Below are 14,285 nucleotides of genomic sequence, written 5' to 3'. Positions count from 1 at the left end.
TGTAGAATTCCAAAAGAAAGGGCTGTCCCTATCAGCCTTTCTTTTGGATATGAATCTTCTTTTTTACTTTTCAGTGCCTCTAAGCTTGTCAATATGCTCGTAAAAGGTTGGATAAGAAACATTAATTGCTTCTGTATCGAGGATTGTGCTCTCCCCTTTTGCAATTAAGGCAGCAATGCTCATGGCCATTCCAATGCGGTGATCCCCAAAACTATCGACCTCAGCTCCTTGCAATTGTGCAGAGCCGCGAATGATCATACCATCTGGAGTAGCTTCGATATCAGCTCCCATTTTCTTCAATTGGCTGACTACCGTATCAATTCTGTTGGTTTCCTTTACCTTCAGCTCTTCAGCATCTTTAATTACAGTGGTGCCCACAGCCTGGGAAGCCATGACTGCAATAATAGGAATCTCATCGATTAAACGAGGGATGAGATCTCCTTCAATGGTTGTCCCCTGCATGTTTGAAGTTTTCACCACAAAATCTGCCACGGGCTCCCCGTTGACATCCCTTTTGTTTTTTTCCTTAAAAGACACTCCCATTTTTTTCATTACGTCAACAATTCCCGTTCTCGTCGGATTCACTCCTACATTTTCGATAGTAATGTCACTGTCGGGAACAATGGCTCCTGCTGCAAGCAGAAATGCAGCAGAGGAGATATCACCTGGTACAAACACCGAGCGTCCCTTCAGAGCTTGCCCGCCTTCTACAGAAACAGTCTTGTTGTCACGGGTTACTTCCACTCCAAAAGCCTCAAGCTTCGTTCTGTATGGTCTCTTGAAAGTGAAGGTTCTTCAACGGTCGTTTGGCCTTCGCTTTGAAGCCCCGCCAAAAGAATGCATGACTTGACTTGAGCGCTGGCAACTTTTGAGACCCAGTGAATACCTTTCGTCTCTCCGCCACGAATGGAAAGCGGTGTGTAGGTCCCATCTTCCCGGCCGTCTATTTCTGCCCCCATTTGCCGTAAAGGCTCTGTCACTCTGGACATTGGCCGTCTCGCTATCGACTCATCGCCAATGACTACAGAGTGAAAAGGACGACCAGCAAGAATGCCAAGCATGAGCCTTGTAGTCGTTCCTGAGTTTCCCACATCAAGTATTTCTGACGGCTCATTTAATCCACTCCATCCTTTTCCGTAAACAGTCACCTTATCCCCCTTCTGGAGGATATCAATTCCCATTTTCTGAAAGCATGCGATTGTACTTAAGCAATCAGCCCCTGGGAGGAAACCAGTGATTTCTGTTTTGCCTTCAGCTATTGCTCCAAACATTACTGCCCGATGGGAAATTGATTTATCCCCGGGCACCTGGACGGATCCCTGTAATCCTTTTTGCAAACATGTTAATGACTTATTGCTCATCTTCCAGCCTCCTATTCCATCACGTATGTTTCGTACAGCTCCCGCTGCAAACATTTTTCCCTCGTTCCCGGTCTTCATCAGATCGGAACGTAAGGCGGAGTACCCCCATAATATCCTCACGAGTTTCGATAATTCGAATGTTTGTTATACTGATTCCTTCTGTAGCTAATAACCCGGTTACATCAGAAATGACGCCGGGATGGTCAGGCACGTCCACGTACAGATCATAAAAGGAAGGGATGGCACCTTTTTTTCTCGAAGGCAGGCCATCTCTAAACAGCTTGGCTCTTTCAAAAAACGATATATTTCTTCTTTGTCACCCTGTTTAATAAATGTATGAATTTTATCCATTTCTACCTGCCACTTTTCAAGAAGGTCAAGGAGAGGCTCTTTGTTATGTAAAAGAATGTCCCGCCACATCACAGCTGGCAGAAGCAATCCTCGTAATATCACGAAATCCTCCAGCTGCGAGGGTCTCTACCATATCTTCTTCCTCTTTCATTGACGCGACCTGGTGAACAAGCCCGGCTGCAACAATATGAGGAAAGTGACTGACAACACCAACTAATTTATCGTGCTGGTCTGGAGTCATTTCAATAAATTTAGCTTTCGTTCCTTTCAGCCAGTTTTGAAGCTGAATGACTTTTTTTAAAGGCGTATCCTTTGCAGGGGTCAGGATGTAATAGGCATTTTCAAACAGGTGAGCCTTTGCCGCCTGCACTCCCGTTTTATGGGAACCTGCCATAGGATGCCCGCCAATAAAGGTAATGTCATGTTTTTGAAACCCCTGGGACTTTTCAAAATTTTCTTCTTGGTACTCCCTACGTCTGTAATGATCACTCCAGGTTTCAGCTTTTCATCCTTCAAACTCTCCACTAACTCTTCTGTCTTGGTCACAGGGGTAGCAAAAATAATAAGGTCAGCTTCACATACTCCTTCGGCTAAAGACCTTGTTCCCTGGTCGATAATCTTTAGTGATTCAGCCAGCTTTAACTGGTTCTCATCAACCTCTACCCCTATGATAAAAGCGTCATGTTCTCGTTGAATGGCAAGGGCGATGGAACCGCCAATCAGGCCTAACCCTACCACGCATACTTTCCGGCTCAATGAAGGTTCCTCCTTTAGATTCCCATGCTTAGTTCCTCGGTAAAAAGGCATGGAGAAAGCCCCACGCATGGGCTGAACTCCTTTATCTCTCGGCTACTGTTTTTGCTTCCTCGATCGTTTCTTTTAAAGCCTTCATGCATTTACGGTTTTGCTCTTGATCTCCAACAGTGATTCTTACACAATTTGGAAATCCGAGCGCTTCCCCGGACCTGAGGATAAAACCTTTTTTAAGCATCGAATCAAATACAACATCTCCGGAGATACCTGTGTTGATTAATAGAAAGTTAGCCTGAGAGGGATAATAGTATAGTCCTTCTTCTTTACAGAAAGCAGTAAATTCCTTAAGGCCTTGTTTGTTTTTCTCATGACACTCTCTGACATAATCTTTGTCCTGCAAAGCTGCAATGGCCGCTTCATGAGCCATGACTGTCGTATTAAATGGAGGACGGACTGGATCAACCGTACGAATTAATTCCCTTGATGCCACACCAAAACCTATGCGAAGAGCTGCCAGGCCATAAGCTTTAGAAAATGTTCGGAGAACCATCAGATTTGGGTAATCATCAAGAAGTTCAATGGTGTTTGGATAATCTTCCGCTGTTACGTATTCAATATACGCTTCATCAGAAACGACTAAAACGTCTTTAGGTACCTGTTTAAGAAAACGTAGAAAGTCCTCCTCATTATTATAGGTTCCAGAAGGATTATTAGGATTGCATACCCATACAATTCTCGTTTCCTCATCTATTTCTTTGAGCATAGCGTCTAGATCATGCACACCATCAGTTAGAGGAACTTCTCTGATTTCAGTACCTTCCACAATTGCATTATGCTTATATTGTGAAAACGTTGGGGCAGCCATGACGGTGTTCGTTTCAGGTGTTAAAAAGGTGCGGCAAAGCATTAAAATGACCTCATCGGATCCAGCTCCAAATATCAGCTGTTCTTTCTCTACTCCAAGTTCTTTTGCCACTGCTTCCCGCACGCGGGCTGCATACCCGTCCGGATAAATTTCAGGTGAAGACGAAGCCGCGACCATCGCTTCCTTGGCTTTTGGAGAAGGACCAAAAGGGTTTTCATTAGAGGCCAGCTTTATGATTTCATCCAGTCCCAATTCTTCCTTTACTTCTTGAATGGGCTTCCCCGGCTTGTATGGAGTCAGGCCCAGTACTTGTTTTTTTGCTTTCATGTTAATAGCACCTCACCACGTAAATTCATTGCTTCTTCTATGTTACGATGAAATAATGCCGGCGACAAATTCTTTCAATGAATTTATTGCTTCTTCCCTTTCGCTTTCCTTCTTCAGCCTGTCCTTGTGTTTTTCAACCTCTTTCATAATTGCACTGCCGATAATTACTCCGTCGCAGGAGCCTTGCAAATCTTTTACATGTTCTTTTTTTGAAATCCCAAACCCAACAGCAACCGGGACTTCGGCGTGTTTCTTTACCTGCTTAATAAAAGAAAATGCTTCAGGAGGGAAATTCTCTCTCGTTCCGGTCACTCCCAGACTTGATACACAATATAAAAATCCTTGAGCCTCTTTTGCAATCTTTTCTATTCGATGCTTTGAGGTAGGAGCGACGAGAGAAATAAACGACAACCCATTTTCTTTTGCGTTCTTTGCGAACTCCTGACTTTCTTCAAAAGGAAGATCAGGTACTAACACACCATCTGCCCCTGACTCTTTGGCACAGTTGATAAATCTATCCTCGCCAAACTGAAGGATCGGATTATAATAGGTAAAAATAACGACTGGAATCGTAAGGCCCCTTTTTCTCATTTCCGGAATAAGAGTAAGGGACTTTTCAAGGGTTATTCCCTGTCCCCGGGCCCGCTCAGCCGACCGTTGAAGGACCGGACCGTCTGCCAGGGGATCCGAGTATGGAATACCAAGCTCTAATATATGAGCCCCTTGTTCTTCAAGAGCCAAGGCTAATTGGATGGTGGTTTCTTTGTCTGGGTCTCCTGCCATAATGAACGGAATGAATAATGGGTAGGAAGCTTTTTTTGCAGCTACCTGTACATTGTCCCTAAGGGTTTTCATTGGCTCTCCCCCTCTGTTTTTAACTTTTCACGGATCGTATGGACATCTTTATCCCCTCGTCCTGAAAGGCAGATAATCAACGTTTCTTCCTTACTCATTGATTGAGCGGTTTTAAAGGCAAGGTGAAGAGCATGGGAGCTTTCCAGTGCTGGCAGGATCCCTCTGTCTTTGAAAGCTTCTTAAGAGCCTGCAGCGCTTCTTCATCCGTGACTCCCTCGTACACAGCCCGGCCGCTGTGAGCCAGGTGGGCATGTTCTGGCCCGATGCGGGATAATCTAATCCTGCTGAAATAGAATAAGGTTCGATGATCTGGCCTGCTTCATCCTGGATTAAGTAGGTCAGGGATCCGTGAATAACGCCTCGTGTTCCTTTCGTGATTGTAGCAGCATGCTCATCAGTATGAAGGCCTTTACCTGCTGCCTCTGCTCCGAAAAGCTTCACATTATCCTGAAGGAAAGGATAGAATAAGCCAATTGCATTGCTTCCCCCTCCTACACAGGCAACCGCTGCTTCTGGCAGGCGGCCTTCTTTTTCTATAATTTGCTCTTTCGCTTCATCTCCGATCACTCTTTGAAAGTCCCGGACCAATTTTGGATAAGGATGGGGACCGACAACCGAACCAATTAAATAAAAAGTATCCTCCACGTTTGCCACCCAGTATCTTAGCGCTTCATTTGTAGCGTCTTTGAGTGTTTTACTCCCTGAAGAAGCAGGTACGACCTCAGCACCTAACAGCTCCATGCGAAATACATTCAAAGCTTGCCTTCGAATGTCCTCTTCACCCATAAACACCTTACATTCCATTCCCATTCTTGCTGCAACTGTCGCAGTAGCGACCCCGTGCTGTCCTGCTCCTGTTTCGGCTACAATCTTATTTTTTCCCATCCGTTTTGCAAGGAGAACCTGTCCGATTGCATTGTTCAGCTTATGAGCTCCAGTATGGAGAAGGTCTTCCCGTTTTAGATAGATTTTCGCTCCGCCAAGCTCTTCTGTCAGCCTTTGGGCATACGTAAGCGGAGTAGGTCTGCCTGCATATTCTCTTAACGTATCAGCATACTCCTTTTGGAATGCTTCATCAGCCAAAGCTTCTTCTAAAGCCTGCTCTAATTCTTCAAGGGCATACATCAGTGTTTCAGGAACAAACTTCCCTCCAAATTCACCGAATCTGCCTTTATGATCTGGATACATTACGCTCATGAGTTTCCAACCTCTTTTCTATCTCCTGAATGATTGCGGGATCTTTTTTGCCTGCTCTTTCTGTTCCGCTGGAAATATCCACTCCATAAGGCGAAAAAGAAAGGAGATCTGCTATATTGTCTTTATTGATGCCGCCTGCAATAAAGAGAGGCAGATTATATTCACAGCCTGCTTGCTTATAAAAAGGAACAGCCTCCCAGTCAAAGGAGGTTCCTGTTCCTCCCCAGGCCCCTTTGACCCTGGCATCAATAACTATCCCATCGGCCTCCTTATACTCCTTCAGCTGAGAAATCGTTTCTTCCCCGTGGTGAAGAGCTTTCCACACCAGGCAGCCTGTCCGCTGCTGCACGGTTTTAAGGAAGCTGCCTGATTCTGTCCCATGCAGCTGGATAATATCAATGGGCACTTCATCTAGTACCGCTTCTATTTCTTCAATAGACGGGTTCACAAATAAAGCGACAAGCTCCTTATTTCCTTTCTCAGCTGTTTCGATCCAGGGTTTTACTTGGCTTGCCGTGACCTTTCTTTTGCTTTCTGCAAAGACAAACCCTAAATAATCTGCTCGGCTCCCCATAGCCGTTTCTACATCCTCTAAGGAATGAAGACCGCACATTTTAAATTTAGTCTTCGCCATGAAGTGTTTCCCCTTTCAGCCGTTTCACAGCCTCGCCGGGATCCCTTTGTCTCATTAGTGACTCACCTACCAGCACAGCATTTGCTCCTGCTTTTGCCACTCGCTCTAAATCCTTTGGTTCATGTATACCGCTTTCACTTACAAAGACCGATTCTGCGGGGACCAAAGATCCTGTTTTTTCCGTCACTTCCAGACTTGTGACAAAAGTAGAAAGATCACGGTTATTCACTCCAATAATCTCAGGGGTGAAAACGTTCATAAGCTCCTCTAATTCCTGGGAGGAATGAACTTCTACCAGGCACTCCATTCCCTTATTGTACGCAAGGTCATACAGCTCTTTAAGCTTTTCAGGTTCTAAGGCCGCGCCTATTAACAGGATAGCATCGGCCCCCAGAGCTTCACTTTCCTCTACTTGCAAAGGATCAACAATAAAATCTTTCCGAAGGACTGGGATCTTCACGTGCTTTTTTATCTCTGTTAAATATTCTCGGTTCCCTTGAAAATACGTCACATCTGTTAATACAGAAATCGCATCGGCCCCTCCACTTTCATAGGACAAGGCAATCTCCAACGGGTTAAAATCCTCTCGGATTACGCCCTTTGAAGGTGAGGCTTTCTTTACTTCTGCAATTACGTGAGCTTGGCTTCCTCTGCGGGTTAGATAAGCTTTTAAGGAACGTCTTTCCCCTTGGTAAGGATCAGGAATGGTAAGAGAAGCAATCTCTTCCTTTTTCGTTTCAAGAATTTTAGTTAGCATTCGTCTGTTTCATCCTTTCTTCCTTAAGCTCTTCTAACTTTCGCAAGACCGTGCCATTTTCCACACACTGCTTTGCACGTTCATACCCTTCCTTAAGACTTCCAGCTTGGCCGGCAACATAAAGGCCGGCAGCGATATTTAATAATACAATGTCTTTTGCTGCCCCTGTTTTTTCACCAGAAAAAATACTATAAATCAGCTTGCTGCTTTCTTTTGGGGTGTTTACCTGAATGTCTTTAAGGGTCCCCAGGTCTGCCCCTATTTCTTCAGGTGAGATCTCATAATGGGTAATGCTTTCACCATTTAGTTCTGTTACATACGTGTTTCCCGTGATCGTAATTTCATCAAGACCGTCTGCACCTGTCACAATCATCGCCCGTTTTGTTCCCAGGCGTTTTAAGACCTCAGCCATTTTTTTCCCGTACTCTTTATCAAAAACCCCTATCACCTGAGCCTGGGCGTTTGCCGGATTTGTTAATGGTCCGAGCAAATTAAAAATGGTGCGAAATCCAATGTCTCTTCTAGGTTCCACAGCGTGTTTCATCGCAGTATGGTACAAAGGCGCAAACAAAAATGACATCCCTTGCCGGGCCAATGTCTGAGCTGCTGACTGTGGTGTGCTTTGTACTGGTACTTGAAGCTCTTCAAGAACGTCTGCACTCCCGCTTTTCGAAGAAACAGAGCGGTTACCGTGCTTTGCCACCTTAATGCCTGCTGCTGACAAACCAATGGCCGCTGCCGTAGAGATATTAAATGTAGACGTTCCATCGCCTCCTGTTCCGCATGTATCAATGACAAAGCTTTCTTTATGTGGAATTTTAACAACGTGATCCCTCATTGAACGGGCAAATCCAGTCATCTCTTCGACTGATTCCCCTCGAAAGCGAAGAATGGTTAACAGGCTGGCAATCTGACTTGGCGTTGCCTCTCCTGCCATGATTTCATCCATCACTTCTTTAGCTTCATGTTCAGTCATATGTTCTCCATTAATACAAGCGTTCAGCATGGCTTTGATCATGGTTTCCACTCTCCTCATTCTTTTCTCGGCTAAACATGGTCTCTGCTGTTTCAATAGCTCTGATTAAAGCGCCAGCTTTGTTTTTGCGTTTCTTCAAATTCCTTTTCTGGAACAGAATCCGCTACAACGCCTGCACCTGCTTGAATATACGCCTTCCCATTTTTGACTACCATCGTGCGGATAGCAATACAAGAATCGACATTTCCGTCATACCCCACATATGTCACGGCTCCTGCGTACACTCCCCGGCGATCAGGTTCAAGTTCCTTCAGAATTTCCATGGCCCGTATTTTGGGCGCTCCAGACACCGTTCCTGCAGGAAATGCTGCCATGAGAGCTTCCAAGGGCTGCTTTTGCTTAGACAGTCTGCCGGTAACTTTGGAAATAATATGCATGACGTGAGAAAAACGTCCAATCTCCAGGAGTACAGGCGTCTCCACGCTGCCATACTCGGCTATTCTGCCTACGTCGTTTCTTGCCAAATCCACAAGCATGTAATGCTCAGCTCTTTCTTTCTCATCATCAAGGAGCTCCTTTGCCAGCGCTTCGTCTTCTTCAAGGGTTTGACCCCGTTTTCTTGTACCGGCAATCGGGTGGATTTCAACATGTTCATTATGAATCTGGACCAGTCTTTCCGGAGAACTCCCCACTATTTCGTAATTTTCAAAATGTAAATAAAACAAGTATGGAGAAGGATTAATCATTCGTAAGACACGGTAAATGTCAAATGCTGTTACTGTAACTTCCCGCTCAAAACGCTGAGATAAAACAGCTTGAAATATGTCCCCGGCATGAATGTATTCTTTGATCTTTTTTACATCTTCTTCAAATTGTTCTTTATTATAGTTAGAACGTACCGAAGAAAAATCGGGTGTCAAGTTAGCAGTTATAGGCTCAGACAGCAGTCCTTCCTGTGAGCTGTTCCTGAATAAGAGCTCACTCTTTCAACTTCTTCCTGTGCTTTTTATAAGCTGTTCCCGCTGTACTAGATTGAGTATCAGCATGGTGTATAATAGATAATTCCTTGCTGTTATGGTCTAACGCTATAATTGTTTCACAGAATAAAAAGTGAATGTCTTCTCTTTCTTCATCCCTGCTCTGCTCTTTTAACACCGGCTCGAAGTCTTCAGCCGCATCAAAAGGAACCACTCCAACAGCTCCCCCTGAAAAAGGCACTTCAAGCTCTGAGGGTGCAGGATTAATCCACTGGAGTGCATCTGCAAAAAGACTTGTTAAATCTGTAGATGCCAAGACAGTTTCCTTATTCATCCTCTTAAAGGTAAATTCCCCCTGTCTCCCATCAATGCGATAGATAGGGTTCAATCCTATAAAGGAATATCTTGACCAAGGAGACGCCTCATCCTTGCTTTCAAGGAGGAAAACAGCTTCATCTTCTACTTGTTTATAAAGTTGTATAGGTGTTAACGCATCTGCAAAAAACGGCGGACATAAGGCACCGTGCGATAAGTATGGGAATATTCAAGAAATTGACTGTTCGTTGTTTCAGACATTTTCATTCACCTCTCTACGAAAATTTGTACCGTGAGAGGAGTACAAGAGGAGGGGGAGGGGAGACTTTATTTATTTATTTATATAAATTAAATTGAAAAGCCTAAAGCGCTGGAGCTTTAGGCTTAAAAGGACATAACTTTTCCTTCTCCGCTCAACTATACTCTGCTCAACTCTCACTCTGCTCTTTTCTTTCATCTTCCAATCTTCATCCTAATCTCAGCTCTAAACTTCTTTCATGTTACCTTGCATCTTGAGAATTTGTCAAACCTAAATCAGGACGAAGAACGGATGCTCCGCCAAGGTATACATGGTTAATTTCTTCCTGGGCTTTGGCTGTATCAACGGTTACCATGATCCTTATGCACTTTTCAAGACTGCCAGGCACAGGAATTTCAGTCGCACACATAACTGGAACGTATTGCCAACCGTCAAAGGATCTTGTGACCTTTGCCGGAAAGGCAGTATCCAGATCCTTTGTTACTGTAAACCAAATGTGGGCGACTTGCTCAGCGTTTATTCCATTTTTATCAATCATCTGCTGTAATAATGATGTGGTAGCTTGTAAAATGTCTTCGGACTGGTTGTTTTCTACAGTAATAGCCCCCGAATACCTCTAATCATTGTCCTCCCCCTTTACTTATCAGCCAATACATTCTGAATAACTTTCTCTTCCACGGCAGCAATCATTGGTTTTCCTGTTTCTGGAAGAAGAACCATTCGTATCTGGCCTTTTGAAGACTTTTTATCCTTTTTCATTGTCTCAATTAACTCTTTATGAGACAGGTCTTTATGTTTATTTACAGGGTATCCCAAATCTTTTAACCATTTTTCTTCACTTTCTACGTCCCAGGCAGACAGTTGCAAAGCGTTGCTTACTTTCATTGAAAATAAGATGCCGATAACGACAGCCTCGCCGTGAGTAAGGCCTCCATAGCCTATGTTTTTTCAATAGCGTGGCCAAGAGTGTGGCCGAAATTCAAATACCCTCTGACCCCTGATTCTTTTTCATCATCTTGAACGATGTCAGCTTTCACTTGGATGGAGCGAGTAAGCAGATCTTTTATCTGGTCAGACTTTAAGTCTGAAATCGACTGAACTTTCTTTTTAAGCAGCTCCACAAACTCTTGGTTACTGATATAGGCATGCTTAATCATTTCAGCAAAACCTGACCTCCACTCTTCATCCGGCAAGGTAAGAAGAGTATTTGTATCATACAAAACGGCTTTCGGCTGATGAAAAGCTCCCACCATGTTTTTGCCAAGAGGGTGATTGATCCCTGTCTTCCCCCCGACACTGCTGTCATGAGCAAGAAGAGTAGTCGGCATTTGAATAAAAGGAATCCCTCTCATATAAGTAGCTGCCATAAACCCGGCAATGTCACCAATTACCCCCCCGCCTAGTGCAACGATAATTGACTGGCGGTCCAGTCCCTTTTCAAGAGCCTTTGTCGGTAAATTTTCATATTGAGTGAAAGATTTGGTTTCTTCCCCTGCCGGTAACACAGCTGTTTCTACAGGAAGAAAAGGAGCAAAAGCTTCAGACACCTCTGTGAGATATGCAGAACCTACCTTGCGATCAGTCACAATAAGGACTTTGCTTTTTCCGCTGAGGATGTCTTTTAACAGCATCCCTGCCTGCTTTCTAATGTTCGCTCCAACCCAGATAGGATATTCTCCTGAGGAGGAACGGATAGTTAACGTCGGTTCCATTAAAATTCCCTCTCCCACTGTCGCTGTTCTTCAAGATTTCGTTTCAAGGCATCCATTCTGTCCGCTCCGAATGCTTCTACAATCGCTTTTGCCACTTCAAAAGCTACTACATTCTCCATTACAACCGAGGCTGCGGGCACTGCACAGCTGTCAGACCTTTCGATACTTGCCTGAAAAGATTCTTTGGAATCGATATCAATGCTATTTAAAGGCTTATATAATGTAGGAATCGGCTTCATGACACCCTGGACCAAAACTGGCATACCGTTTGTCATACCGCCTTCAAATCCCCCGAGGTTATTTGTTTTTCTTTTATACCCTTCCTTTTCATCCCACGTGATCTCATCATGAACCTTGCTTCCCGGCTTGCGTGCGGCTTCAAAACCAATGCCGATCTCCACACCTTTAAAGGCGTTAATACTCATTACCGCGCCTGAAATTTTCCCATCAAGCTTTCGGTCGTAATGAACATAGCTTCCTAGCCCAACGGGAAGGCCTTCTACTACAGCCTGCACCACACCGCCGATAGAATCTCCCTCTTTTTTTGCCTGGTCGATAGCATCCATCATTTTCTTTCCCGCTTCTTCATCTAAGCAGCGAACAGGAGACGATTCGGTTCGTTCCTGAAGGTCCTTAATACCGTTATACTCGGTATTTTCAGCTTTCACCCCGCCGATTTCTAATACCTGGCCGGCCACTTCAATGCCAAGGCTCTTTAACAACTTTTTAGCTACAGCTCCGGCGCATACTCTGGCAGTAGTTTCTCTAGCAGAAGAGCGCTCTAGCACATTTCTCATATCTCGGTGATTATATTTAATGGCTCCATTTAAATCAGCGTGTCCTGGCCTTGGCCGGGTGATTTTCCTTTTCACTTCTTTTTCTTCCTCTTCGGAGAGAGGTTCAGTACCCATTATTTTTGTCCAATGTTTATAATCATCATTTTTTACGACCAACGTAATGGGCGCACCTGTCGTCTTACCGTGCCTGACGCCGCTTAAAATTTCCACCTGATCCTTTTCAATCTGCATGCGGCGTCCGCGGCCATATCCTCCCTGCCGGCGCAGCAGCTCTTTATTTATATCTTCCTGCAATAATTCGAGGTGGGCAGGTACTCCTTCAATAATCGTAGTTTGCTGCGGGCCATGAGATTCTCCTGCTGTCAAATATCTCATATTACAACTCCACTCCTCTTCTCACTGTTCTTATCTCTTTAGCGCTTTTATGCATTAAATGATAACATTTCTTGCTTTCATTTGAAAGCTCATACCAAAATTCTTCTATTATTTTGAATCTTCCTGCTGGTTTTAAGGATGAAAGGGGACAGTCTGACCTCTCTCACGCCTACACATTCTTTGTTTTTTATAAAAAATGTATCCTCTGCTTCAAAACCATATTGTTCAGGGTTGAAAATCTGCTCAGTGCTTCCTACAAAAAGAACTCCCCCGATCGTTAACGCTCGGTTAAATTTCTTGTAAAGAATTTCTTTTGCTTCTTCGGTAAAATATATCAGTACATTTCTGCATATCACCAAATTCAAGCCATTGCTAAAAGGCTCGGACAACAGATTTTGTGTAGTAAAACTGACATTTCTCTTAATGTTTGGAACGACCCTGTAGCCTGAAGACTCTTTTTGAAAAAATTCATTTTTGGCCAGCGGAGGAACATTTTTTAAGGAACGTTCACTGTAAAAGCCTGCTTCTGCCCTTTTAATTACAGATTGATCGATATCTGTGGCTAAAATTTTGTATCGACAGTCGGGAAAATGAGACTCCATGATCATGGCCAGCGTATAAGGCTCTTCCCCTTGCGAACAAGCGGCAGACCAGGCATTAAGACTCTTTGTTTCCAATAATAAACGAGGCAGTATTTTTTCTGATAAAGCCTGCCAACGCCCTTGGTTTCTGTAAAATTCAGACACGTTAATCGTGATTCTTTCAAGAAAATCATCTAACAGCTCAGATTGTTTTGTTAAACCATGCTGAAAAAAGGCTGAAAAAATTGGAGAATCCTTGTTTTTCGTAAAATGCTGTAAGCCTTCTTTTCATCTGCGCTTCTTTATACAAATTCAAGTCTATCCCTGTTTTTTTCAAAATCTCGAATTTAAAACGTTCATAATCCTGCTTATCATCGAGAAGGACCCTGTAATTTTCTCTTCCCCCATCTTCTTATGTCCCCTCCGCTGTCAATAAATATGTAATTGTAATAGTCTCTTTGTACCACAAAAAGAATGAACCTGCCAGCATTTTCAAAAGCTCTCCTGTTCCACCCTTAATAACGTTCTTCCAGAAGTATTACAGCCTGTATTAATAAAGAAGTCTTGAAAATAACAAAAAACCGGCATCTGCCGGTTTCTTATTTCTTATACCCAAGTACCAATCGTTTTTGTATAAGACTGAAGTTCACTTTTCTCAAAAAATAACCCTATTTCTCTTTCTGCGCTTTCACTTGAATCAGATCCATGAATGATATTCATTCCTACTTGAACGGCAAAGTCACCGCGGATTGTTCCAGGTGCTGCATCACTAGGATTGGTAGCTCCCATCATCTGACGAGCGGAAGCGATTACATTTTCGCCCTCCCATACCATTGCAAACACTGGGCCAGAAGTAATAAAATCAACCAGCTCTCCAAAAAACGGCTTATCTTTATGCTCTCCGTAATGCTTTTCAGCTAATTCATTGGAGATTGTCATTAATTTGGCACCTGCTAACGTGTACCCTTTCTTTTCAAAGCGGCTGACAATTTCCCCTACTACATTTCTTTGTACGCCGTCAGGCTTCACCATTACAAATGTTTGTTCCATAAGAATCCCTCTCTTTATCATATGTATAAATAGTTAACTCGTTTCAACCTTCATAATTGTACCAAAAGTTCCTTGCTGCAGCAATATTAGTAACGTTCTTTTTTTTCAATCTATTGGAATCGTTTTCTTTTTTTCATATTGGC

At 43.7% G+C, this 14,285-nt stretch carries 10 protein-coding genes and 5 pseudogenes; all 15 read right to left on the bottom strand.

Annotation, left to right across the window (positions count from 1 at the left end; translation table 11 throughout):
* Positions 1–63: 63 nt before the first annotated feature.
* Positions 64–1,361: pseudogene (gene aroA / locus JCM19033_RS06170) on the bottom strand (3-phosphoshikimate 1-carboxyvinyltransferase).
* Between the two features lie 11 nt (positions 1,362–1,372).
* Positions 1,373–2,468: pseudogene (locus JCM19033_RS06165) on the bottom strand (prephenate dehydrogenase).
* Between the two features lie 82 nt (positions 2,469–2,550).
* On the bottom strand, positions 2,551–3,657 hold the full coding sequence (gene hisC, locus JCM19033_RS06160) for a histidinol-phosphate transaminase (protein WP_054635659.1): 1,107 nt from the start codon (positions 3,655–3,657) through the stop codon (positions 2,551–2,553).
* Between the two features lie 42 nt (positions 3,658–3,699).
* On the bottom strand, positions 3,700–4,512 hold the full coding sequence (gene trpA, locus JCM19033_RS06155; protein ID WP_054635658.1) for a tryptophan synthase subunit alpha: 813 nt from the start codon (positions 4,510–4,512) through the stop codon (positions 3,700–3,702).
* Positions 4,509–5,709: pseudogene (gene trpB, locus JCM19033_RS06150) on the bottom strand (tryptophan synthase subunit beta). Before trpB ends, trpA begins: the two are co-directional and overlap by 4 nt.
* Complete coding sequence (locus JCM19033_RS06145) at positions 5,684–6,343, bottom strand: phosphoribosylanthranilate isomerase (protein WP_054635657.1); 660 nt, start codon at positions 6,341–6,343, stop codon at positions 5,684–5,686. Before JCM19033_RS06145 ends, trpB begins: the two are co-directional and overlap by 26 nt.
* Positions 6,330–7,100, bottom strand: a complete 771-nt coding sequence (gene trpC / locus JCM19033_RS06140; protein WP_054635656.1) for an indole-3-glycerol phosphate synthase TrpC — start codon at positions 7,098–7,100, stop codon at positions 6,330–6,332. The genes JCM19033_RS06145 and trpC overlap by 14 nt, the downstream gene beginning before the upstream one ends.
* Positions 7,090–8,118: an anthranilate phosphoribosyltransferase gene (gene trpD, locus JCM19033_RS06135; RefSeq protein ID WP_054635655.1), complete on the bottom strand. Its 1,029-nt coding sequence runs from the start codon at positions 8,116–8,118 to the stop codon at positions 7,090–7,092. The genes trpC and trpD overlap by 11 nt, the downstream gene beginning before the upstream one ends.
* Positions 8,087–9,629: pseudogene (trpE, locus tag JCM19033_RS06130) on the bottom strand (anthranilate synthase component I). The gene trpD and the pseudogene trpE overlap by 32 nt, the downstream one beginning before the upstream one ends.
* Positions 9,630–9,868: 239 nt before the next feature.
* A complete protein-coding gene (gene aroH / locus JCM19033_RS06125) occupies positions 9,869–10,198 on the bottom strand; it encodes a chorismate mutase (RefSeq protein ID WP_269758012.1) in 330 nt (109 codons plus the stop codon).
* A 65-nt stretch (positions 10,199–10,263) separates the two neighbouring features.
* Positions 10,264–10,512 carry a hypothetical protein gene (locus JCM19033_RS25125; protein WP_269757995.1) on the bottom strand — a complete coding sequence of 83 codons (249 nt, stop codon included), beginning with the start codon at positions 10,510–10,512 and terminating at the stop codon, positions 10,264–10,266.
* Between the two features lie 53 nt (positions 10,513–10,565).
* A complete protein-coding gene (gene aroB / locus JCM19033_RS06120) occupies positions 10,566–11,339 on the bottom strand; it encodes a 3-dehydroquinate synthase (protein ID WP_269757994.1) in 774 nt (257 codons plus the stop codon).
* Positions 11,339–12,511 (bottom strand): chorismate synthase, encoded by a 1,173-nt coding sequence (gene aroC / locus JCM19033_RS06115; protein WP_054635654.1) that lies wholly within the window; start codon positions 12,509–12,511, stop codon positions 11,339–11,341. Before aroC ends, aroB begins: the two co-directional genes overlap by 1 nt.
* A gap of 185 nt (positions 12,512–12,696) precedes the next feature.
* A pseudogene (locus tag JCM19033_RS06110) lies at positions 12,697–13,432 on the bottom strand (protein-glutamate O-methyltransferase CheR); the annotation flags it as partial.
* A gap of 266 nt (positions 13,433–13,698) precedes the next feature.
* Positions 13,699–14,142, bottom strand: coding sequence for a nucleoside-diphosphate kinase (ndk, locus tag JCM19033_RS06105; protein ID WP_054635653.1), 444 nt, complete (start codon positions 14,140–14,142; stop codon positions 13,699–13,701).
* Positions 14,143–14,285: the final 143 nt, after the last annotated feature.

Source organism: Thalassobacillus sp. C254 (assembly GCF_001310615.1).
The sequence above is the reverse complement of the archived record's forward strand: the minus strand, read 5'-3'. Positions and strand labels throughout refer to the sequence as shown.

Coding starts and splice junctions, on each gene's coding strand:
- hisC (WP_054635659.1), bottom strand. CDS start 3,657: ATGAAAGCAAAAAAACAAGTACTGGGCCTGACTCCATACAAGCCGGGG.
- trpA (WP_054635658.1), bottom strand. CDS start 4,512: ATGAAAACCCTTAGGGACAATGTACAGGTAGCTGCAAAAAAAGCTTCC.
- JCM19033_RS06145 (WP_054635657.1), bottom strand. CDS start 6,343: ATGGCGAAGACTAAATTTAAAATGTGCGGTCTTCATTCCTTAGAGGAT.
- trpC (WP_054635656.1), bottom strand. CDS start 7,100: ATGCTAACTAAAATTCTTGAAACGAAAAAGGAAGAGATTGCTTCTCTT.
- trpD (WP_054635655.1), bottom strand. CDS start 8,118: ATGATCAAAGCCATGCTGAACGCTTGTATTAATGGAGAACATATGACT.
- JCM19033_RS25125 (WP_269757995.1), bottom strand. CDS start 10,512: ATGAAAGTAAGCAACGCTTTGCAACTGTCTGCCTGGGACGTAGAAAGT.
- aroB (WP_269757994.1), bottom strand. CDS start 11,339: ATGGAACCGACGTTAACTATCCGTTCCTCCTCAGGAGAATATCCTATC.
- aroC (WP_054635654.1), bottom strand. CDS start 12,511: ATGAGATATTTGACAGCAGGAGAATCTCATGGCCCGCAGCAAACTACG.
- ndk (WP_054635653.1), bottom strand. CDS start 14,142: ATGGAACAAACATTTGTAATGGTGAAGCCTGACGGCGTACAAAGAAAT.